Origin of the sequence: Corallococcus sp. NCSPR001, from assembly GCF_017309135.1 — a bacterium.
Classification (GTDB): Bacteria; Myxococcota; Myxococcia; order Myxococcales; family Myxococcaceae; genus Corallococcus.
Window position 1 is genome coordinate 2,728,244 of the sequence record NZ_JAFIMS010000002.1, and the last position, 19,299, is coordinate 2,747,542.

Sequence of the window (19,299 nt, forward strand, 5' to 3'; positions counted from 1 at the left end):
CGGCCTCGGGCGAGGGGGCTAGAGGTAGCCCTTCGCCCGCAGGTGCCCTTCGATGCGCGAGTGCACGTCGCCGGGCGTCAGCGCCAGGGACGTGCCGGTGATGCGCTCGTAGGCGGCCACGTACTTGGTGGCCAGGTCCACGCGCACGTCGTCCGGGATGGCTGGCAGCGCGCCGTGGCCGGAGAAGTTCCGCTCGCGGATGAGCCACTGGCGGATGTTCTCCTTGTCCAACATCTTCTGGTCCTCGCCCTTGGCGAAGCGCGCCTCGTACTCGTCCGCCACCCAGTAGCGGCTGGAGTCCGGGGTGTGCATCTCGTCGATGACGAAGAGCTCGTCGCCCACCTTCCCGAACTCGTACTTCGTATCCACCAGGATGAGGCCGCGCGTGCGCGCCCACTTCTGGCCCTCCTGGAACAGGCCCCGCGCGGCATCCGTGATGCGGGCCCAGTCGCGCGGCGTGGCCAGCCCGCGCGAAAGGATCTCCGCCTCGGAGATGGGCTCGTCGTGCTGGCCGTACTCGGCCTTGGTGGACGGCGTGAGGATGGGAGCTTCGAACGCGCTGTCCTTGCGCAGGCCTTCCGCGAAGGGCACCCCGTAGGCGGTGTGCGTGCCCTTCTCGTAGTCGCGCCACAGGCTGCCCGTGAGGTAGCCGCGCACCACCACCTCCACGGAGAAGGGCTGGCAGGCGCGCGCCACGGTGACGTTCGGGTCCGGCACGTCCAGCACGTGGTTGGGGACGATGTGCTTCGTGCGGTCGAACCAGAAGGCCGCCAGGCGGTTGAGCACCTCGCCCTTGAAGGGGATGGTGGTGAGCACGTGGTCGAACGCGGAGAGGCGGTCGCTCGTCACGAGGATGAGCGTGTCGCCCTTGCGGTACGTGTCGCGAACCTTGCCCTTGTAGGGCGTGCCGAGCGACGGCAGGTCCGTCTGGCGAAGCGTGTGGGTGAGTTGCGCGTGGAGGGCGGAGGTGTTCACGTCGGAGGCGCCTCGCGGCCCCGGTCACTGGCCGCCTGAAAGAGGCGGCGTCAGCGGGGCCAGCTCATGAGGCGCGCGACTCTACTGGAGGCCCGCCGTCATGGAAGCAGGACCGTAGGCCGTTGCCAGATAGAGGAACGCCGGGTTGATCCGCAGGATGCCGTCCACGTAGGCGACCGCGTATGGCGCGCCCGCCGCCCGGTCCACCCGCACGGCGCCCTCCGGCTGGATGCCCCAGAGCGCCAGCAGCGTGCGCGCCACCAGCTCCGCGGCCTCGCGCTCCGACAGGCCCTGGAGGCTCTCCCGACGGTCCTCCGGCCAACGGTCGCCCGTCCGCGCGTCGAAGACGAACTGGAGGCCGCTGCCCGCGTCCGGCGGCTGGAGCAGGTCCGCGCGGGGCTCGAAGCCCGGCGCCGCGACGAACTCGTTGCCCTGGATGATGGGGAAGAGCGCCACGCCCTGCGCGGACTGCCCGGCCTGCTGCTCCGACTGGCGGGCGATGTCCCGGAAGAGCTCCAGGCGGACGGCCGGGGACTCGAACTCCACCACCTCTGGCGAGCTGCTCAGCGCCTGCCGCGCCGTGAGCGAGGAGCGCACGGGCGCACCCGTCCCGTCGCACGCGGTGGTGAGCAGGGACAGCGACAGGAGCAGGCCAGGGACCCAGCGACGCATCAACGGGAATATACCGATCACGCCGACGCACCACCAGCTAAACTCCGGTGCATGCGTCCAGGTGCGGAGCTGACTGTCGTCCTTCATCAGACCCGTTCACCCGACAACCTCGGTGCGGTCTGCCGGGTCATGGCGAACTTCGGTTTCGAACGGCTCGTCCTCTCGGAACCCGTGGTCCAGGACTTCAGCCTGGCGGAGAAGATGGCCGTGAAGGGCGGCCACATCCTTTCGGGCATGCGCGTCACTCCCACCCTCCAGGAGGCCCTGGAGGACTGCGTGTACGTGGTGGGCACCACGTCGCGCACCCAGGTGGAGAAGCGCGCCCCGCTGACGCCGGAGGACGCGGCGCGGCGGTTGGCGGAGGAGAGCACGCGGGGCCGGGTGGCGCTCCTGTTCGGCGGGGAGCAGCGCGGGCTGTCCGACGAGGACCTCACCCACTGCCAGGATCTGCTCGTCATCCCCACGTCGGACGTGCAGCCGTCCATGAACCTGGCCCAGTCCTCCGCGGTGCTGCTGTACCTCTGCCACCGGCAGGGACTCACGTCAGCGCCCGTGCTGCCCCAGGAAGAGGAGGCCGGCGCGCGGCTGGGGACGCTCAACGCGCTGAGCGGGCGCATGCGCGCGGCGATGCTGGCGGCGGACTTCCTCAACCCGCAGGCGCCGGAGCACGTGCTGCATGAGCTGGAGCGGACGTTGATGCGTGCGCGGCTGACCCAGCGTGAGGCGGAGCTTTGGCTCAACGCCTTCAAACACCTGGGCCGCGCGGTGGCGCCGGGGACCTCCCGCGGTTGAGGCGGGGGGCCGGCGCCACGCGAACAGCCGGGGCGACTTAAGCCGCCGCGTCCTTCTTGTACGTCTCGGCGTAGTGCTTCTCGCACAGACCGGCCTTGGGGCCGACCTTGGCGCGGCACTCCGGCTTGGAGCACACGCGGTAGCGCGTGTGGGGCAGCTCACCCTGGCGCCACTTCTTGAAGTGGAAGAAGCAGTAGTTCTTGGCGCGGTAGGGGCGCTTGCAGCCCTCCACGGTGCACGCCTTCTTGCCGCCGCCCTTGGCGGTGCGCGGCCAATGGGTGAGCTTCGTCGTCTGGGTGGCCTCGGCCATGGTACGGACTCTCCTGCGAAACGATGCTTGAAGACCCGTGACGCCACCTGTGGGTGGATCCGCCACGATGTGAAGGCGGACGGTGTATCGCCGGGTTTCGCGGAACGCAAGGAGCCTGGAGACCCGCCAGGGCCCTGGAGGCCCCATCCGTCAGGGGGCGGCCAGGCCTTCATCCGCCTTGGGAATGCCCCCGGACCGCCCGGAGGGGGTGCGCGGCACCGGGGAGAGCAGCTCCTCCAGCACGGAGCGGGCCCCGGCGGCGCGCTCGCCCGGCGTGCCACCCGAGGCCAGCGTGGACGGCGGCGCCTCCACCAGGGGCAGGTCCTCCAGCTTCACCCTCAGCGTCATGGGGCGGCCCAGCCGGCGCAGGTGGAGCCGGATGTGTTGGCCCACGCCGCGCGCGGCCACCTGCCAGCGCAGGGTGTGCGCCCGCTCCACGGACAGCCGGTCCATGTTCAGGATGACGTCCCCGGTGCGCAGGCCGGCGCGGGCCGCGGGGCCGTCCTCCACCACGTCCGTCACCACCACGCCCCGGCCGCGCGGGTTCAGGTTGAACGCCTGCGCCACCTCCGGGGAGAAGTCCTGCACGCTGATGCCCATCCACCCGCGGCGCATGCGCCCGTGGGCCTTGAGCTGCGGAATCACCGTCTTCGCGATGTCGATGGGGATGGCGAACCCGATGCCCTGGCCGGATACGTTCACGGCGTTGGCCACCGCCACCACGTCGCCGTGCAGGTCCAACACCGGTCCGCCGGAGTTGCCCGGGTTGATGGAGGCGTCCATCTGCAGGTAGTCGAAGTCGCCGTCGCGGCCGTTGGGCGTCACGTCCGTGCGGCCCACGTAGCTCACCACGCCCACCGTCACCGAGTGCGCCAGCCCGAACGGGTTGCCGATGACGACCACCCAGTCCGCGATGCCCACGTGGGACGCGGACGCGAGCTTCAGCACCGGCAGCTTGCGGGGCGCGTCCACCTTGAGCAGCGCGCAGTCCGTGCGCTCGTCCTCGCCCACCACCGTGGCGGGGAACTCCTCCACGTAGCCGTTGGCGCTGCGGATGGAGATGGTGACCTCCGAGGCCCCGTCCACCACGTGCGCGCTGGTGAGGATGTATCCGTCCGGATGGATGATGAACCCGGAGCCGATGCCGCGCTGGGGCTCCTCGCCGGGAGCCACCTCCGCCATGTCCTGGCGCGTGGTGATGGACACCACGGCCGGCATGGCATTGCGGGCCACGTCACTGAGGTTGGAGTGCTGCCGGGAGACGGCGCGGTTCTGCGACTCCAGCCACAACTTCCCGGGCGTGCGGGCCCCGGCGCTGCCCGCTGTCCCCAGCGCGCACGCCAGCACCGCCCACTTCAAGCCGCCCCCGAACCGCGTCCAACCCATGGGCCCCGCCTTCCCACCACCGTCCAACCCAATGCCCCGGCGCAACCTAGGCACGGGGTGGGGCGGGCGGAAGGGGGAGGCCGGCGATCAGCAACCGGCCCCGCGGTGCGGCCCCTACTTCTTCTTGGCGATGATGTCGTTGATGGCCGCGCGGTCCTCGGCGGTGATGCGCTCGCGCGGGCCCGCCGCGTTGGCGGACTTCTGGGACACGGCGCCCTTCGCGCTCTCCACCGCGTCCTCCACGCCGCCCTTCACCTTGTCCAGGGTGGAAGGGTTCACCGAGCGCTTCCAGGTGCGCTCCATGTGGTCCAGCGGAGACCGGCCGCCCACGTTGCCCCGCGCCAGGAAGACGCCGAGTCCCACCGCGCAGGTCGTCCAGACCAGGAACTTCAACACGCCCATGATTCACATCCTCCTACGTCGTCTTACATCGGCCAGGGGCACATGGCGAGTTTCCGGACCTGTCGCTCCACAGTCGCTGACAGGGGGCCTGGGGGCCCTTAAGGTCCACGCGCTTGCAGCCCGAAGAACTCATCAGGGCCGCCCAGACGCGGGCGGCGGGATTGGACGTGGGGCGGGGGGACGCGGCGCTGGAGCGCGTGCGGGCCCTGGCCTCGGCGTTGTTCGCGAAACTGCCGGAGCCCCCGGTGTACCGGCGGGCGGAGGACCCGTCCCGCAAGGCGGCCCAGGCGCTGCTGCCGGAGATGGAGCGGGTGCTGGCGGAGGCCTTCGCGGTGGCGCGCGAGCCGGCGGTGTCGCCGCTGGTGGACCGGCTGGTGGCGGCCCTGCGCGCGCACGCGGAGGCGCTGGTGCACACCGCGGACGGCCGGCTGGAGGCGGCGGAGCTGGCGTGGCGCAAGGCCCAGGAGCTGGAGCGCGCCGCGCACCCCACGCGGCAGATGGTGGGCCAGCCGTCCCGGCCGCCGCCGGTGTTCGACAAGGGCACGGGCCTGTCGCGCTACGACCCGCGCAACGCGGCCCAGGCCACCGTGAAGCTGGTGTGCCCCAACACGGGCTGCAAGCGCATGGGGGACTACGCCTTCATCCCGACGCACGCCTACCACCGCTTCGTCTGCCCGGCGTGCCGCGTGCCCTTCCTGGCCTACTTCGGTGAGTTGAAGGGGCTGGAGGTGGAGCACCGGCGCAGCTCCAAGCGCTACCGCTTCACGGTGGATGAGGTGGGCAGCACCGTCACCACGCGCATCGACTTCGAGGAGGCGGGCGGACAGGAGTTCCCGGCCGCGCGGCGCGACCTGCTGGCCTTCCTCTACACGGAGCAGCGGGAGCTGAAGGTCGTGGTGAACCTCACCAACGGCAAGCTGATGTGGGTGAGCCCCGCGTCGTCCTGCTTCGTGGTGACGGCGGCCTTTGGCGAGGGCGCGCCGGAGCTCACGGCCTTCCGCGCGTTCCGCGACGACGTTCTGCGGAAGAGCCGGCTCGGCCAGGGGTTCATCGACGGGTACTATTACTGGGGCCCTCCGCTGGCGGCGTGGGTGGTGCGCAGGCCGCGGGTCCGGGCCGGGGTGCGCTGGGCCCTGACGCGGGTGCACGGCCGCCTGACACGGAAGGAACGCGGATGACACAGCAGGCTGGGACGCAAGAGACGCCGCCGCCGCCGGGCGCGCGCGGGGACAAGGCCAAGACCGCGCTGTCGGTGGTGGCGGTGCTGGGGCTGGCGGCGCTGGCGTTCCTGGGCGTGCGCGAGGCGCAGCGGGCGCGGCTGGTGCCTGACGGAGTCTCGCCGCCGACCTTCCAGCTCACGAAGCACGAGGGCGGCTCGCTCGCGCTGTCGGACCTGAAGGGGCGCGTGGTGATGCTCGACTTCTGGGCCACGTGGTGCCCGCCGTGCCGTGAGGAGATGCCGTCCCTGGTGAAGCTGGCCAAGGAGTACGAGTCCCAGGGGCTCGTCTTCGTGGCGGCCAGCCGGGACGAGGGCTCCACGGCGTCGCAGGAGGTGGACTACTTCCTCCAGCGCTTCCAGCCGGAGCTGCGGCCCTATGTCGTCTACGCGGACGACAACGTGGCGCGCGCGTTCCAGGTGAACGCGCTGCCCACGCTCTACTTCCTGGACAAGGACGGCAAGGTCATCGACGCGCAGCGCGGCATGCTGTCCGAGGACGGCCTGCGCCGCCGCATCGAGCGCGCGCTCAAGAAGTAGGCGGGTGCGTCAGAGCACCTGGCGCACGGCCTCCTCCAGCTTCGCCCTGGGCACGGCGCCCACCACCTGCTTCACCACCTTCCCGCCCTTGAAGAAGAGCAGGGTGGGCATGGCGCGGATGCCGTACTGCTCGGGCGTCCGCGGATGGTCGTCCACGTTGAGCTTGGCCATCTTCATCCGGCCCTTGTACTCGGCGGCCAGCGAGTCGATGACCGGCGCGAGGACGCGGCACGGCGGGCACCAGGTGGCGGTGAAGTCCACCAGCACCGGCTCCTCCGACTCCAGCACCTCGCGTTGGAACTCCGCGTCTCCCAGTTCGATGACGTTTCCAGCCATGTGCCCCGTCCTTGTGGGTGAAGGGCGCGGGGCCCCTTGGGCGTGCCGCGCCTCGTGCACACGGGATGTAATCGCGGGCGGGAGCGCGGACGAGCGCCCCGGGCGGGACGCATTGTTCCGCCAGGAGCCCCCTATTCCTCTTCCCACGGGAGCGCGGCGCCGCGCGCGGACAGGAGCTTCAAGAAGGCGCGCACCTTCAGGGGGAGCTGCCGGCTGCTCGGGTAGACGGCGAAGATGGGCAGGCCCGGGGGCGTGTCCGCTTCCAGCACCGGGACGAGCAGCCCCGCGCGCACGTCGTCCGCCACCAGCGACGCCGCGAGCCGCACGATGCCCAGCCCCGCGCGCGCCGCCGCCTGGCCCGCGCGCTCGCTCGGCACGCGCAGGCGGCCCGTCACCGGTACGGTGCGCGCGCTCCGGCCCTCTCCGAAGAACCACACCTCGTCGGTGCCGGACTCGGCCAGGAGGATGCACTCGTGCGCCGTCAGCGCCTCGGGCGTCCGGGGCGTGCCGTGACGGCTGAGGTAGTGCGGGCTGGCGTAGTAGCCCGTGCGCAGCCGCCCGAGCCTGCGCGCCATCAGCGACGAATCCGCGAGCGGCCCGGTGCGCAGCGCCAGGTCGTACTCCTCCGCGATGAGGTCCACGTGCGTCTGCGCGAGCGACACCTCCACGCGCAGCCGGGGCTGGTGCAGGAGCAGCTCCGCGATGACGGGCGTGAGCAGCTCGCCCAGGAGCGACAGGGTGGCGATGCGCAGCGTGCCCTGGGGCGTGCCGCGCGACTCGCTCACCGCCGCGTTCACCTCGCGGGCCTCGGCGACGAGCCGCGCGCAGTGCGCGTGGTATTCGCGGCCCGCTTCCGTGAGGCGCAGGCGGCGCGTGTTGCGCTCCAGCAGCCGGATGCCCAGGCGCTCCTCCAGGGCGGCCAGCCGGCGGCTCACCGTGGACTTGCGCAGGCCCAGGCGCTCCGCCGCGGAGGTGATGCTGGCCGTCGCCACCACCTCCGCGAAGAGGACCATGTCGTCCAGCAGGGGCGGGTTCGCGGCCACGACCGCGAGCCTATGCTCCGGCTGGAACGGGCGCGAGCCCGCGGTGTCCCTGCCGTCAGTCGTTGGCCGCGCCCGCGAGGATCCACGAGCGGACCAGGATGTTCAGGCCCGGGTGCTGGTCGAAGTACTCCGGCTTGCCCGTGGGCATGCGGTCCCCGCACACCGTGCCCTCCATCTTGCGCACGAGCGCCGAGTTGTCCGGGTCACCGGGCATGACGCGCTGGAGGGTGCCGCAGGCCTTGGCGGTGACGTTGACCAGGCTCGCGTGGCTGCTCATCGGCGCCAGGCTCAGGTTGCCGGCCTTGCCGTGGCAAGTCGTGCACTGCCCGGAGTCCCACAGCGACTGGACGTCCGCGGCGTAGTGGGGCACCGACACGGGCAGGGTGACGGTCCGCACCACGGGCAGGTTCACGCCATCCGAGACGCTCACGTGGAAGGTGAACGCCGTCTGTTCGCCCACGACGGGCGAGTACCACTGCGCGCTCTCGCCGTGGGTGCCGCCCACCCAGGTGCCCTGGGGGACGGGGTCGACCTGCATCCACGTGTAGGTCAGCGGGTCTCCATCAGGGTCGCTCGCTGTGATGGTCAGGGTGCCCGTCGTGCCCGCGACCAGGGCCGTGGGCGCGGAGATGGTGTCGCTCACGGTGGGCGGTTGGTTGGACGTGGAGGCGGCATCATCACCACAGGCGATGACTCCAAGCCCGATGACCAGCAGGGTTGGCAGGAACCGTAGGGAAATGTGCATGGGGGTCCTCGGAACACGAGTGGCCCGCCAAGCTGGAGACGGTGGTGATTCCCACCCAGTGGCCGTGGGGGTTGGCCAAAATCAGGCTGAAGCACGTTCAGGCTGTTCTTGAGTGCCTGCCACCCTGACAGGCCGCCAGGGCAGGGGCCGTGCGGTCAGGAACCGGAGGGCGCGCTAGATTATCCAGTCACCCATGTTCCTCATCGAGACCGAGAAAGAGTTCCTGGACGCGTTCCGCCCCCGGGACCGCAAGTTCGTCGAGCTGCCGAAGGACACCCGGTTCCCGCTCTTCGTCCGGGACTACCTCGCGTGGGTCGACCCCTACGGCGTGCGCGTCTTCCTGGTGTTCACCGCCCCTGGCAGCAAGCGGCCCACGGGCATCGCCTTCCGGCGTGATCAGCAGGGGGACCCGGCGTCGCCCCACATGTGCGAGTGGTGCCACACCTCCACCGGGGCGGACGTGGGGCTGCTCACCACGGATGCCAACTCGAAGCGCAGGGTGGGCACGAACCTCTGCCTGGACCTGCGCTGCGGCGAGCGGCTGGAGGCCGTGACGAACCGCGCGGGTCAGAGCGTCCTCGACAACAACAAGAGGCTCGTCGAGCGCATGGCCCGCTTCGCGAAAGAGGCCCTGGGCATCGACGGGAACCCGGACGCCTGAGGACGCGCGGGACGGCCCGTGAGTCGGGCCGTCCCAAACACGGGGCTACTTCTTGTCCGCGGGCGGCGCACCCGGTCCGGGCACCGGCTCGGTGCCGGGCGGCGGCGGCTGGCCGTGGGGGACGATGGTCTCCTTCGGGCCGGTCTCGAGCTCCGACTTCACCAGCTTGAAGTCCACGCGCCGGTTCTTCGCGCGGCCGAGCGCCGTGTCGTTGGTGGCGATGGGCCGGTCGAACCCGAAGCCCTGCGACGTGAGGCGCTTGCGGTCGATGCCCTTCTTCGTCAGGTACTCGAGCACCGACTTCGCGCGACGGTTGGACAGGTCCATGTTGAGCGCGCGCGAACCCTTGTTGTCCGTGTGCCCTTCAATCTGCACGGGGCCCAGCGTCGGGTTCTTGGCGAGCACCGTCGCCACCTCGTCGAGCAGCGGGTACGACTGCTTCTGGATGACCGCGGAGCCCGTCTCGAAGAGGATGTTGCCCTTGATGCGGATGCGGTCCGACTCCACCACCACGTAGGGCGGAGCGTCGTACGGGCAGCCATTGTTCTCCGGCGGGCCGGCCACGTCGGGGCAGTCGTCCTCGCCGTCCGGAATCTCGTCGAAGTCCGTGTCCGGGCAGCCGTCGAAGTCCTTCAGGCCGGGCACCGTGACGCACTTGTCCAGCGGGTCGATGACGCCGTCGCCGTCGGTGTCCTTCTCCTCCACCGGGCAGCCCTTGTTCTCCTTCGGGCCGGGCTTGCCGGGGCACATGTCATCGCCGTCCGCCACGCCGTCGCCGTCGTTGTCCGGATCCGGGCAGCCGTCGAAGTCCTCGAAGTCGTCCTTGTCCTCGGGCTGCGTGGGGCAGCGGTCGCGCACGTCGGGCACGCCGTCGCCGTCGGAGTCCGGGCCCTCGTCCTTGAAGGTCTTGTCGTAGCGCACGGCGAACATCACCCGCAGGGCCTCGCGGCCGTAGCCGGTGGTGACGTTGAGGCCGCGGCCCACGTCCAGCTCCACGCCCCAGTCGCCCCACACCTTGGCGCGGGCGCCCACCAGCAGCTCCCACGGCGACTTGAGCGAATCCGCCTGGTCGAAGTTGAAGGGGCGCGCCAGCGGCGTGCGCAAGTGCATCTCCGCGGTGGCCTTCACCTCGCGCAGCCGGCTGATGTCCGGCAGGTCCACGATGCCGCCCGCGCCCAGCGTCAGCTCGTCGTCCACGCGCAGGTTGAGGTACTGCGCCGCGGGGCGCACCAGCACGCCCGCGTTGCCCAGGACGCGCACGGGCCCCAGCCGCTTCTCCAGGGCCAGGCGCGGGGCGAACACCACGCCGCTCTCACCCGTGAAGCTCCGCGCGCTGCCGGTGGGCAGCCGCACCTCGGTGACGAGCGCGAGCCCCAGCGGGAAGCGGTCCGGGTTCAAGAGGCTCACGCGAGGCAGCACGCGGATGTCGCCCAGCGTGGTGCCGCTGACGCCCGCGGCGCCGGGGAAGTCCGGCGAGTTCAGCGCGTCGCCCAGGAGCGAGAAGTTGTCGCCCTGGATGAGCGTGACGGGCAGGTCCACGCCCAGCTCCAACCGCTCCAGCAACTGGTAGGAGAACAGCAGGTGCGCGTCCAGCCGGTACGGCAGCAGGTTCCCCAGCTTCTCGTCACCCAGCTTGAGCGCGAGGATGCGCCAGTTGAAGTCGAAGAGCAGCGCGCCCCGGTAGCTGCCCACCGGTTCCACGGTGGCGCCTTCCAGCCCGATGCCGCTGGACTGCGCGGCCGTCGGTTTCACCGGGACGGCGTCGAAGCCTCGGGAGAAGGGGTCTGGCTGGGCGTGGGCCGCTGCCGTGGTGAGCAGCAGGCCCAGGACCGCGAGTCGCAGGGCCGCGCCGCACGCGGACCGGCTCCATGAAGGGTGGGAGTCGGGGCATTGCATCCTGAGGCTCTTAGCACCCACCTCCCCCCGCCGGAAGAAAACCCACCCCCGGAAGTGCATGAGCTACAGCCTCATGCCATTTCTACAAACCCCGAGCCCTTCGGATCCGCCGCGTGTCTTGTTGCTTACGACACATTTCACGAGGGGCCTCCGGTTTCCCGGCGCGCGTGACGCCGTGCGAGCAGCGAGAAGAAGGGCCATGAACCGGTGGCTCCTGTGGGGATGTGTCCTGGTCGCGGGCTGTGGCACCCGCGAGGCGAACGTGCGGCGAGACGCGCTGCCCGCCGCGCCCGCGAACACGGTCGTCTTCGAAGGCAGCTGTGACGCGTCCGGCGCGGTGGAGCTGGGCCACGGCCTGTTCGTGGTGGCGGACGACGAGGACAACATCCTGCGCGTCTACGATGCGCGGAAGGGCGGACGTCCGCTGCGCACGGTGGACCTGTCTCCGTCGCTCGAATTGCCGGTGAAGAAGAAGCCGCCGGAGACGGACATCGAAGCGGGCTCGCGGCTGGGCAACCTGGCCTTCTGGCTCACGTCGCACGGCCGCAACAGCGCCGGCAAGAAGCAGCCCGCGCGCCTGCGCTTCTTCGCCACCGGCGTGGAGGACCCCGAGCACGTGCAACTCGTGGGGCAGCCGTACACGCAGCTGCTAGAGGACCTGCTCGCGGACGCCCGGCTCGCGCCGTACGGGCTCGCTCGGGCGGAGCCGCTGCCGCCCAAGGAGCCCGGTGGCCTCAACATCGAGGGCATGACGGCGATGCTGGACGCGCCCGGGATGCTGATTGGCTTCCGGAGCCCGCTGACGCAGGGCAAGGCGCTGGTGGTGCCGCTCCTGAACCCGGAGGCGGTGGTGCGCGACGGCGCGTCCGCGCGCTTCGGGGAGCCCCATCTGCTGGAGCTGGGTGGGCTGGGCATCCGCTCGCTGTCGTCGTGGCGGGGGCGCTACCTCATCATGGCGGGGGCCACCTCCTCCGAGGCGAAGTCGCGCCTGTTCACCTGGAAGGGCGGGGACGACGCTCCAGTGCCGGTGACGTCGGTGGACCTGTCCGGCGTGAACCCGGAGGCGTTCTTCACGCCCGACACGTCGGAGGACATCCTGCTGCTCAGCGACGACGGCACCGTGCGGGTGGACGGCGTGGAGTGCAAGCGCCAAAAGGATCCGGCGCTCAAGCGCTTTCGCGGCGTGTGGACGGCGTTGCCGGAAAACCCCTGAGCGCCGGAAGGGGCGCGGTCGTCAGCGCTCCATGAACTCCGCCGCCGGGAGAATCTGGACGGCGTCCGGGCGCACCGGCAGCTTCTGCTGGAGGATGAGCTCATCCAGCTTGAGCAGCTCCGGCGGCTTGGGTGACGCGTAGGTGATGGGCGAAGGCGCGCCGGACTTCAGCTTCTGCGCCAGCCCCTGCGCGTCCTCCGTGACGTACACGAACGCCAGCTTCTCCGGCGAGAGCTGCCGCTTCACGGCGGCCTGCACGGACTCCGGCGTCATCGTCTTCAGCGCGGAGCGGTAGGCCTCCAGGAAGTCCGGCGTGCCGTAGTAGAGCGAGTCGATGGCGTAGCCCAGCCGCCGCTGGTCGGTCTGCTCCCACAGGCGCGTGTAGCCCTGGAGGAAGCCGCGCACCAGGTCGAAGCGCTCCGGGGTGAGGGGCTCCTTGGACATGCGCTCCAGGAAGAACACCGCGCCGCGCGTGGCGAACACGCCGTTGGCGGGCACCACGGGGCGCAGCCAGATGGACACGTCCTGCTGGGTGCGCACCAGGTTGGTGCGGTTGAAGGTGCCGTTGCCCCGGTCCTCGATGAAGTGCTCGGCGTAGGCGTAGTCGCCGTAGTTGAAGCCGCGCTGCTCGCGAAGCTCGTTGAAGAGCACGCCGATGAACTGGCGGTGCTCGCCCAGGTTCGACAGCGCGAACGCCACCGGGAAGAAGTCCGGGTCGCCCCGGCGCATCGGCGTGACGAAACCCATGCTCACGGCGGTGGAGAGCGTGGGCTTCTGGAGGATGAGCGTGCGCCCCGCGGAGGACTTCACGGTGGGCAGCTCCACCCGGGGCGCGCCCTTGGCGGGCAGCGCGCTCAGGCGCGACGTCATGGTCTGCTGGAGGTTCGCGTCCACCGGACCCGCGAGCCCGATGACGAGCCGGTCCTGCGTGAAGACGCGGCGCGCGTGCGCCTTCACGTCCTCCAGGGTGATGGACTGGAGCCCCTGCACGGTGCCGCCGGTGTAGTGGGCGTACGGGTGCCCGGCGTAAAGCAGCGCGTCCAGGCCCACCTTGCCGAGCGTCTCGTCGTCTTCACTGCGCAGGCCGTTGCGCACGGCATTGAGCGCGTTGGCGCGCAGGCGCTCGAACTCCGCGGGGTCGAAGCGCGGCTGGAGCAGCGTGTCCGTGAAGAGCAGCAGGAACGAGGGCAGGAAGTCCTGGTGGACGCGGCCGGAGAGGGTGGTCATCTCCTTGTCGGTGACGACCTTGAGCTCGGCGGCCATGGGGTAGAGCGCTTCCAGGAGCTGCGCGGCGGTGAGCTGCTGCGTGCCGCCCTCCGCCATCAGCTTCGCGGTGAGGGCGGTGAGGCCCTCCTTGCCCTTCGGGTCGTCGATGGAGCCCGTGTGGAAGACGAGCCGCAGGCTGACGATGGGCGTGTCCGCCCGGGCCTGCACGACGAGGTGCATCGGCGGCGGCTCGTTCAGCGGCACCGCGGGCACCGAGCCCGGCTCGGGAGGCGGCGGCGTGGGGGCGGGCGCCGGGGGCGGTTCCTCGGCGGGCTTGTGGTGGGCGCAGGCGGCGAGCGACAGCGCGGCGGCCAGGACGAGCGACACGGTAGCGCGGGTCTTCATCACGGCGTCCCTCCGGCGGAGACGGCCTTGGGGGTCAGGGTGAGCACGGTGAGGTTCTTGTCCTCGAGGTACTTCCTCGCGAACAGGGTGAGCTGCTGGGGCGTCACGCTGCCCAACTGCTTCAGATAGCTGGCGAGCGCGTCGGGGCGGCCCATCACGCCCGCGTAGAGGGCCAGGTCGATGGCCACGTCGCGCGGCGTCTCCAGGTCCATCAAGAGGCCGTAGCGCAGGTGGTCCTGGATGGCCTTCAGGCGCGCGCCGTCCACCGGAGCGCCGGCCACGGCCTTCACCTCGCGGCGCAGCACGGCGTCCACGTCGGCGCGGAACTTCTCGTCCTGCAGGGTGGCGTCGATGGGGAACAGGTACGGGTCGCGGTGCGGCGTCGTGTAGACGTTGAGCGACTCGACGTACTGCTTCTCCAGCACCAGCTCCTTGTACGCGGGGCTGGTGTCGCCCACGAGGTACTCGGCGAGAAGGGTCTGGATGGCGGCGTCGGGCGTGTCCGCGCGGGCGGCGGGCGTGTGCCACGCGAGCACGTGGCGCGGCTGCGTGGGCTGCGGCCAGTCCACGTGGACGGTGCGCTGCTTCGTCTGCGGGGGCTCGGTGGGGATGCTGACGCTGGTGGGCTGGCGCTGCCATCCGCCGTAGGCCTTGGTCACCTGGGCGACCACCTGCGCGTCGTTGAAGTCACCGACGATGAAGAGGGTGGTGTTGGCGGGCGTGTACCAGCGCTCGAAGAACGAGCGGCTGTACGCGTACGCCTTGGGCATCGCCTGGATGTCTTCGTAGAAGCCCAGCGTGGTGTGCTGGTACGTGTGGCGCGTGAAGGCCGTCTTCGCCAGGGCCTCCTCCAGCTTGAGGTCCGGGCCCGCGGCGTTCTTGTGGTACTCGCCCAGGACGGCGAGCGCCTCCGTCTGGAAGGCCGGCTCGGAGTACTCCAGGTTCTGGAAGCGGTCCGCCTCCAACTCGATGAGCTTCTCCAGGCCGGCGGTGGGGCCGTACACCTGGTACACGGTGATGTCGTCGGTGGTGAACGCGTTGTCGTCGAAGCCGAAGCCGCCGAGGATGCGCTCGCGCTGGCCCTCCGGGTTCGCCTTCGTCCCCTTGAACATCATGTGTTCGAAGAAGTGGGCGAAGCCGGTGCGGCCGGGCTCCACCTCATTGCGCGAGCCCACGCGCACGGCGGTGACGTACGCGACGATGCCGGGCGAGTTGAACGGCACGCGCACCACGGTGAGCCCGTTGGGCAGGCGCGTGGTGTTCAGCGTGTAGGGGAAGAAGCGGGAGGCATCTGGAGGCTGCTGCTGCGCGGAGGCCGGGAGCACCGGCATCAGGAGCAGCAGCAGGAGGGGCAACAGGCGGCGCATGCGCGGACCCTTTCGGTGCTGGGGACGCGCGGGACGTTACGCCGGAGGTTGGCCCGAGGTGGGACGCTTTCTGACGGCGCCTGTCACCTGCGCGCCAGTGCGTCGCCTCAGACGGTGATGACAATCTTCCCGAAGTGGCCGCCGGACTCCATGTACTGGAGCGCTTCGCGAGCCTGGGCGAAGGGGAAGGCGCGGTCGATGACGGGCCGGATCTTCTCCTGCGTCATGGCCTTGAGCATGTCCTCGAACATCTCGCGGCTGCCCACGTAGGTGCTGACGACGCGCAGGCGTCTGGCGCCGGTGGCCGTGGTGTCCGGCTTGCCGGGAGCCCCGGTGAGCAGCCCGATGAGCGCGATGTGGCCGCCCTCCCTGGTGGCCTGGATGGAGCGGGGCAGCGTGCCCGCGCCGCCGACCTCCAGCACATGGTCCACGCCCTGGTTGCCGGTGAGGGTGAGCACGGCCTCCTCCCAGTCCGGCGTCGTGCGGTAGTTGATGAGCCCCTGCGCGCCCAGCTGTTTCGCGCGCTGGAGCTTGGCGTCCTGGCTGGAGGTGATGAGGACGCGGGCCCCGAAGTGGTGGGCGAACTGGAGGGCGAAGATGGACACGCCGCCGGTGCCCTGCGCGAGCACGGTCTGGCCGCGCTTGAGGCCGCCCTGGGGGACGAGCGCGTTCCAGGCGGTGACGGCGGCGCAGGGGAGGGTGGCGCCCTCCTCGTAGGAGAGCCAGTCCGGCAGGAGCACCAGCCCTTCGGCGTCCAGGCAGACGTACTCCGCGAGGACGCCGGGGACGCTGCCGCCGAGCGCGTGGGCGACCTTCTCCGGGGTGCGCTCGCCGTCGGTCCACACCTGGAAGAAGGTGGGAGCGACGCGGTCGCCGGGCTTCACGCGGGTGACGCCGGAGCCCACGGCGACGACCTCACCCGCGCCGTCCGAGCAGGGGATGAGGGGGAGCTTGAGGCCGGGGTAGGTGCCGCGGGCGATGATGAGGTCGCGGTAGTTGACGGAGACCGCGTGGATGCGGACGAGCGTCTGGCCGGGGCCCGGTTGGGGCTGGGGCGTCTCCACGAGGGTCCAACTGGAGGAGCCGGTGGGGGTGTGGAGCTCATACGCCTGCATGGGTGTGCCTCCGGAAAAGGGGCTGCCTGGAGGGCAGGCAGGGGAGGGGATGATGCGGGAGCGGCCGTCGCGTCTTCAGGAGGATTGACGGAGGGCGTTCAGCGGTTAATGTAGGACGGGTGCGGAGCAGATGGGGCCGCATGACGTACATCGAACCGGGGGCGACCTGGCTTCGACGGGGGCAATGACGTTCGAGACGCGTGCCGAGCTTGTTGGGTGCTCGTAAAACTTCCGACAACAACACAAAAGCCAACGACAACGTTGAGCTCGCGCTGGCTGCCTAACTAGCAGTCTCTAGTGCGCGGTCCCCCTGCTCTCGGTCCGTGGGGTAGGGATGGGCCGTCATAATGCGGACTGGTCGCCAAGGGTGCCTGGGCCCGAGGTGACGAGATCTTTCCAGGACCGGCATCAGGGATCCCGTCCGTGGGAGCCCGGGTGACGTAGCAAATCGCGGACTACGCACGTAGGGTCGAAGAGCCGACGGCTTTCGGACGAGGGTTCGATTCCCTCCGCCTCCACAGTGAAGCCTGGCAATCCAGTACGGGTTGCCAGGCTTTTTCTTTGGGCGGGAGCCACCGTGAGCAACGTGATGCCGTACGACGACCTCTGTCCCATCACCTGTGACGCTTTCGCCCGGGCGAAGCTGGATGCGCTGCCCGAGGCTGTTCGTGAACGTCTGGAGCAAGCCGTGAAGGCGGATGCCGCCGTGCGCGGCTATCCCGTACCGCGTCTGGTGGATCCGGTCGTGCCTCGCCCGCAGATTGCTACTGCTGTGCGCGTGGAGGGTTGGCGCGCCAGATACGTGGTGGACTTCTTCAAGAAGACCCTGGTGATCACGAGCGTGGAGCAGATGGCCGACGACACCCGTAAGTAGGGGGACGACACTCCGCGCCACTGCCATTCCGGCGTCACCGTTCTTCCATTGCCCTCCAGCGGGATGTTGGCCTCTAAACGACCGCTCGTAATTCTCGAACGGTCTCACGCTGCGCGTCGAGCAGGTGCGGCGCGCAGCAAGGGGCTGGCCGTCTTCTGCGTGTTGCGCGCGTCGAGGTAGGCGTCCACCTCGGTCATGAGCGCCTCCATCTTCTTGCAGCGATGGTTGGGTGACGTTGGCGTGCACGTCCCACCACAGGCGTTCAATGCGGTTGCCCTCCGGGCAGTACGGCGGCAGGAAGTGCAGCACCAGTCGCTCACCCAGTGCCTCCAGCGCCTTTGCGCGTCTTCTTGCTGGAGTGGGTGGCGGCATTGTCGAGGATGAAATGCAGACGCTTCGCTCTGGGATAGCCGGCGTCCACGGCGCGCACCAGGTCGATGAAGAGCGCACTCGTCTTCTTCTCCCCCTGCACCCAAGTCACCCGAGCCGTGCGCGCGTCCAGCGCCCCCGCCACGAAACGCTTCTGGTTGTTGCCCGGGGTAACGACCTCTCTGCGCTGTCCAGGCAACGTCCAGTCGGGGCCGATTTTCGGGTTGAGGTGCACGTCCATCTCATCCTCGAAAAACACGGGCTCGCCGGGCCGGGCGAAGGCCGCACGGCATTTCAGCTGCCAGAGGCGCCGTCGGCGTCTGCGCTCCGGCCAGGGGCAGCGCACCACGGGACGTGGACGCCTTCTCTGGGCTCCCACCGAGGCCAAGGCGCGTCCCATCGTCGCGGGCGAGACACGTACCCGGCCTCGCCTCTCCACCTCACGAACCAGCAACTCGCGCGTCCACGTCGTGCGCCGCCAACCGGACTGCTGCGGCGTGCCTTCCAGCACCCGGCACAACGTCTGCCGGAATCGCTCGTCCACTTTGCGCTGCCCATTCTGAGCGCGCCCGTCCAAGAGGCCTTCTCGGCCTGAGTTCTGGAAGCGCTGAACCGCAGCCACCACCGTGGACATGGCGCACAGCAACTGCCGCGCGGCTTGCGTCCGTGACTGACCACTGGCCACCTTCGCGACCGCCAGACACCGCCGCAGGGTGAGCGGGCAGCCAGTCCTCTCTCCCCAGCGAATCAGCCGCCTGCGGTCAGGACATCGCAGGCGTAGCTGTTGCCTTCCCTGAGGCAGGGCTCGCTTCTTCATCCGGTTCTTGCGCACACAAGGCCGAACGGTGCGAGCTCCTGCCCCTTTCCTTCGGCTCCCAGCGCCTGCCTACCCTCCGAGCCGATCGGGATTCATGCGCGGTCGTTTAGAGCACCTGGACCTCTTCCGCCTGCATCCCATTCTTTCCCCGCACGGCGATGAAGCTGACCAGTTGCCCCGCATTGAGAGTCTGGACTCCGTCCGACTGAATGGCCCTGACATGCACGAAGAGATCGTCTCCGAACTGGGGCGTGATGAATCCAAATCCCTTCTCTTCGTTGAACCACTTCACGCTTCCCGTCTGCCTCTCCGACATGCGGCTATCCCCTTGCGCTTCGCCTGGAGAAATCCAGGTCGTTGTCGTGAATTTGGGAGTGACATGATTGGAGCCACCTTGGCCTGAAGTCGCATGGCACCGCCCCTTCAGGCCCGGCATGACCAACTACCCAGGCCGCATGACGGTGACGGACCATGAGGGGCGCGAGGTGGGTGCCCTGGAACCCGTGGCTCCGTGGATCGATGGGCTCCTGTACGACAGCGGCATCCTCCAGGAGCGCGTCCAGGAGGCCGTGGGCCGCCTGCACCTCGGCTGGTTCGGATGGGACTCCGACGGCCGGGACGCGGAGTCCGCGCGATGAACGAGCGCCGCTTCCCCCTCCTCGTGATTCAGAAGGACTTCGACAACGGGATACCCAGGACCATCCCGTGGGCCCTGCCTGAGCGCGCGTACGCCGAGTACTCCAGGCGCTACCGCACCACCGAACAGTCCCTGGAGCGGCTCGCGGAGCGTGGTGGGTTCGCGCCCGGCGAACTGGACATGTTCGTGCCCGGCTGGCGTGCGGAGCTGGGGCTGTGACGCCCTGTTCCTGCCCCCGCAAGCGCAAGGACCTGCCGTGCCCGATGCCTGGGGGCTCCGCGGGCGTGGTGCTCCCTCGCGGCTTCCACCGAGGCCCGGGCGG

General features: G+C 70.0%; 22 protein-coding genes and 1 other RNA gene. 9 read left to right on the forward strand and 14 right to left on the reverse strand.

What is annotated here, in order from left to right; all coding sequences use genetic code 11:
* Positions 1 to 18 precede the first annotated feature (18 nt).
* Both JYJ93_RS13280 and JYJ93_RS13285 read right to left on the reverse strand, forming a co-directional pair.
* Entirely contained in the window at positions 19 to 975 is a 957-nt protein-coding gene (locus JYJ93_RS13280) for a phosphoribosylaminoimidazolesuccinocarboxamide synthase (RefSeq protein ID WP_206790659.1), read from the reverse strand.
* Between the two features lie 81 nt (positions 976 to 1,056).
* Complete coding sequence (locus tag JYJ93_RS13285) at positions 1,057 to 1,647, reverse strand: hypothetical protein (RefSeq protein WP_206790660.1); 591 nt, start codon at positions 1,645 to 1,647, stop codon at positions 1,057 to 1,059.
* Positions 1,648 to 1,698: 51 nt separating this feature from the next.
* On the opposite strand from JYJ93_RS13285, the gene JYJ93_RS13290 reads away from it, so the two are divergent.
* Entirely contained in the window at positions 1,699 to 2,439 is a 741-nt protein-coding gene (locus JYJ93_RS13290) for an RNA methyltransferase (RefSeq protein ID WP_206790662.1), read from the forward strand.
* A 37-nt stretch (positions 2,440 to 2,476) separates the two neighbouring features.
* On the opposite strand, the gene JYJ93_RS13295 is transcribed toward JYJ93_RS13290, so the two are convergent.
* The 3 genes from JYJ93_RS13295 to JYJ93_RS13305 all read right to left on the reverse strand — a co-directional run bounded on the left by JYJ93_RS13295 (position 2,477) and on the right by JYJ93_RS13305 (position 4,537).
* Positions 2,477 to 2,749, reverse strand: a complete 273-nt coding sequence (locus JYJ93_RS13295; RefSeq protein WP_206790664.1) for a vegetative protein — start codon at positions 2,747 to 2,749, stop codon at positions 2,477 to 2,479.
* A gap of 150 nt (positions 2,750 to 2,899) precedes the next feature.
* The gene (locus tag JYJ93_RS13300; protein ID WP_206790666.1) at positions 2,900 to 4,135 is read right to left on the reverse strand and encodes a trypsin-like peptidase domain-containing protein; all 1,236 of its coding nucleotides are present in this window, start codon (positions 4,133 to 4,135) and stop codon (positions 2,900 to 2,902) included.
* A 114-nt stretch (positions 4,136 to 4,249) separates the two neighbouring features.
* On the reverse strand, positions 4,250 to 4,537 hold the full coding sequence (locus JYJ93_RS13305; RefSeq protein ID WP_206790668.1) for a hypothetical protein: 288 nt from the start codon (positions 4,535 to 4,537) through the stop codon (positions 4,250 to 4,252).
* 113 nt (positions 4,538 to 4,650) lie between these two features.
* Between JYJ93_RS13305 and JYJ93_RS13310 the strand changes: the two genes are divergently transcribed.
* Positions 4,651 to 5,715 carry a CFI-box-CTERM domain-containing protein gene (locus tag JYJ93_RS13310; RefSeq protein WP_206790670.1) on the forward strand — a complete coding sequence of 355 codons (1,065 nt, stop codon included), beginning with the start codon at positions 4,651 to 4,653 and terminating at the stop codon, positions 5,713 to 5,715.
* The gene (locus tag JYJ93_RS13315; protein WP_206790672.1) at positions 5,712 to 6,293 is read left to right on the forward strand and encodes a TlpA disulfide reductase family protein; all 582 of its coding nucleotides are present in this window, start codon (positions 5,712 to 5,714) and stop codon (positions 6,291 to 6,293) included. The genes JYJ93_RS13310 and JYJ93_RS13315 overlap by 4 nt, the downstream gene beginning before the upstream one ends.
* 9 nt (positions 6,294 to 6,302) lie before the next feature.
* Here JYJ93_RS13315 and trxA read toward each other — a convergent pair whose 3' ends face one another.
* The 3 genes from trxA to JYJ93_RS13330 all read right to left on the reverse strand — a co-directional run bounded on the left by trxA (position 6,303) and on the right by JYJ93_RS13330 (position 8,417).
* Positions 6,303 to 6,629, reverse strand: coding sequence for a thioredoxin (gene trxA / locus JYJ93_RS13320; RefSeq protein WP_206790683.1), 327 nt, complete (start codon positions 6,627 to 6,629; stop codon positions 6,303 to 6,305).
* A 131-nt stretch (positions 6,630 to 6,760) separates the two neighbouring features.
* On the reverse strand, positions 6,761 to 7,672 hold the full coding sequence (locus tag JYJ93_RS13325; RefSeq protein WP_269012793.1) for a LysR family transcriptional regulator: 912 nt from the start codon (positions 7,670 to 7,672) through the stop codon (positions 6,761 to 6,763).
* 55 nt (positions 7,673 to 7,727) lie between these two features.
* The gene (locus JYJ93_RS13330) at positions 7,728 to 8,417 is read right to left on the reverse strand and encodes an Ig-like domain-containing protein (RefSeq protein WP_206790686.1); all 690 of its coding nucleotides are present in this window, start codon (positions 8,415 to 8,417) and stop codon (positions 7,728 to 7,730) included.
* Between the two features lie 193 nt (positions 8,418 to 8,610).
* Between JYJ93_RS13330 and JYJ93_RS13335 the strand changes: the two genes are divergently transcribed.
* A complete protein-coding gene (locus JYJ93_RS13335; protein WP_206790694.1) occupies positions 8,611 to 9,078 on the forward strand; it encodes an FBP domain-containing protein in 468 nt (155 codons plus the stop codon).
* Between the two features lie 45 nt (positions 9,079 to 9,123).
* On the opposite strand, the gene JYJ93_RS13340 is transcribed toward JYJ93_RS13335, so the two are convergent.
* Entirely contained in the window at positions 9,124 to 10,974 is a 1,851-nt protein-coding gene (locus JYJ93_RS13340) for an OmpA family protein (RefSeq protein WP_206790696.1), read from the reverse strand.
* A 199-nt stretch (positions 10,975 to 11,173) separates the two neighbouring features.
* Between JYJ93_RS13340 and JYJ93_RS13345 the strand changes: the two genes are divergently transcribed.
* Positions 11,174 to 12,187: a DUF3616 domain-containing protein gene (locus JYJ93_RS13345; protein WP_206790698.1), complete on the forward strand. Its 1,014-nt coding sequence runs from the start codon at positions 11,174 to 11,176 to the stop codon at positions 12,185 to 12,187.
* A gap of 21 nt (positions 12,188 to 12,208) precedes the next feature.
* Here JYJ93_RS13345 and JYJ93_RS13350 read toward each other — a convergent pair whose 3' ends face one another.
* From JYJ93_RS13350 to JYJ93_RS13360, 3 genes are all read right to left on the reverse strand, one after another.
* Complete coding sequence (locus tag JYJ93_RS13350) at positions 12,209 to 13,798, reverse strand: pitrilysin family protein (protein ID WP_206790699.1); 1,590 nt, start codon at positions 13,796 to 13,798, stop codon at positions 12,209 to 12,211.
* Positions 13,798 to 15,165, reverse strand: coding sequence for a pitrilysin family protein (locus tag JYJ93_RS13355; RefSeq protein ID WP_206790701.1), 1,368 nt, complete (start codon positions 15,163 to 15,165; stop codon positions 13,798 to 13,800). The genes JYJ93_RS13350 and JYJ93_RS13355 overlap by 1 nt, the downstream gene beginning before the upstream one ends.
* A 107-nt stretch (positions 15,166 to 15,272) precedes the next feature.
* Positions 15,273 to 16,280, reverse strand: a complete 1,008-nt coding sequence (locus JYJ93_RS13360; RefSeq protein ID WP_206790702.1) for an NAD(P)-dependent alcohol dehydrogenase — start codon at positions 16,278 to 16,280, stop codon at positions 15,273 to 15,275.
* 157 nt (positions 16,281 to 16,437) lie between these two features.
* Between JYJ93_RS13360 and ssrA the strand changes: the two genes are divergently transcribed.
* Both ssrA and JYJ93_RS13370 read left to right on the forward strand, forming a co-directional pair.
* Positions 16,438 to 16,801, forward strand: a transfer-messenger RNA (tmRNA) gene (ssrA, locus tag JYJ93_RS13365).
* Between the two features lie 56 nt (positions 16,802 to 16,857).
* Positions 16,858 to 17,154 (forward strand): hypothetical protein, encoded by a 297-nt coding sequence (locus JYJ93_RS13370; RefSeq protein ID WP_206790703.1) that lies wholly within the window; start codon positions 16,858 to 16,860, stop codon positions 17,152 to 17,154.
* 316 nt (positions 17,155 to 17,470) lie between these two features.
* Here the strand turns inward: JYJ93_RS13370 and JYJ93_RS13375 are convergent, their stop codons facing one another.
* Both JYJ93_RS13375 and JYJ93_RS13380 read right to left on the reverse strand, forming a co-directional pair.
* Positions 17,471 to 18,340: an IS630 family transposase gene (locus JYJ93_RS13375; RefSeq protein ID WP_242543787.1), complete on the reverse strand. Its 870-nt coding sequence runs from the start codon at positions 18,338 to 18,340 to the stop codon at positions 17,471 to 17,473.
* Between the two features lie 106 nt (positions 18,341 to 18,446).
* Entirely contained in the window at positions 18,447 to 18,656 is a 210-nt protein-coding gene (locus JYJ93_RS13380) for a cold-shock protein (RefSeq protein ID WP_206800285.1), read from the reverse strand.
* Between the two features lie 118 nt (positions 18,657 to 18,774).
* Here JYJ93_RS13380 and JYJ93_RS13385 point away from each other — a divergent pair, with 118 nt between their 5' ends.
* Positions 18,775 to 18,978 (forward strand): hypothetical protein, encoded by a 204-nt coding sequence (locus JYJ93_RS13385; RefSeq protein ID WP_206790704.1) that lies wholly within the window; start codon positions 18,775 to 18,777, stop codon positions 18,976 to 18,978.
* Positions 18,975 to 19,196 carry a hypothetical protein gene (locus JYJ93_RS13390; RefSeq protein WP_206790705.1) on the forward strand — a complete coding sequence of 74 codons (222 nt, stop codon included), beginning with the start codon at positions 18,975 to 18,977 and terminating at the stop codon, positions 19,194 to 19,196. Before JYJ93_RS13385 ends, JYJ93_RS13390 begins: the two co-directional genes overlap by 4 nt.
* Positions 19,197 to 19,299 lie beyond the last annotated feature (103 nt).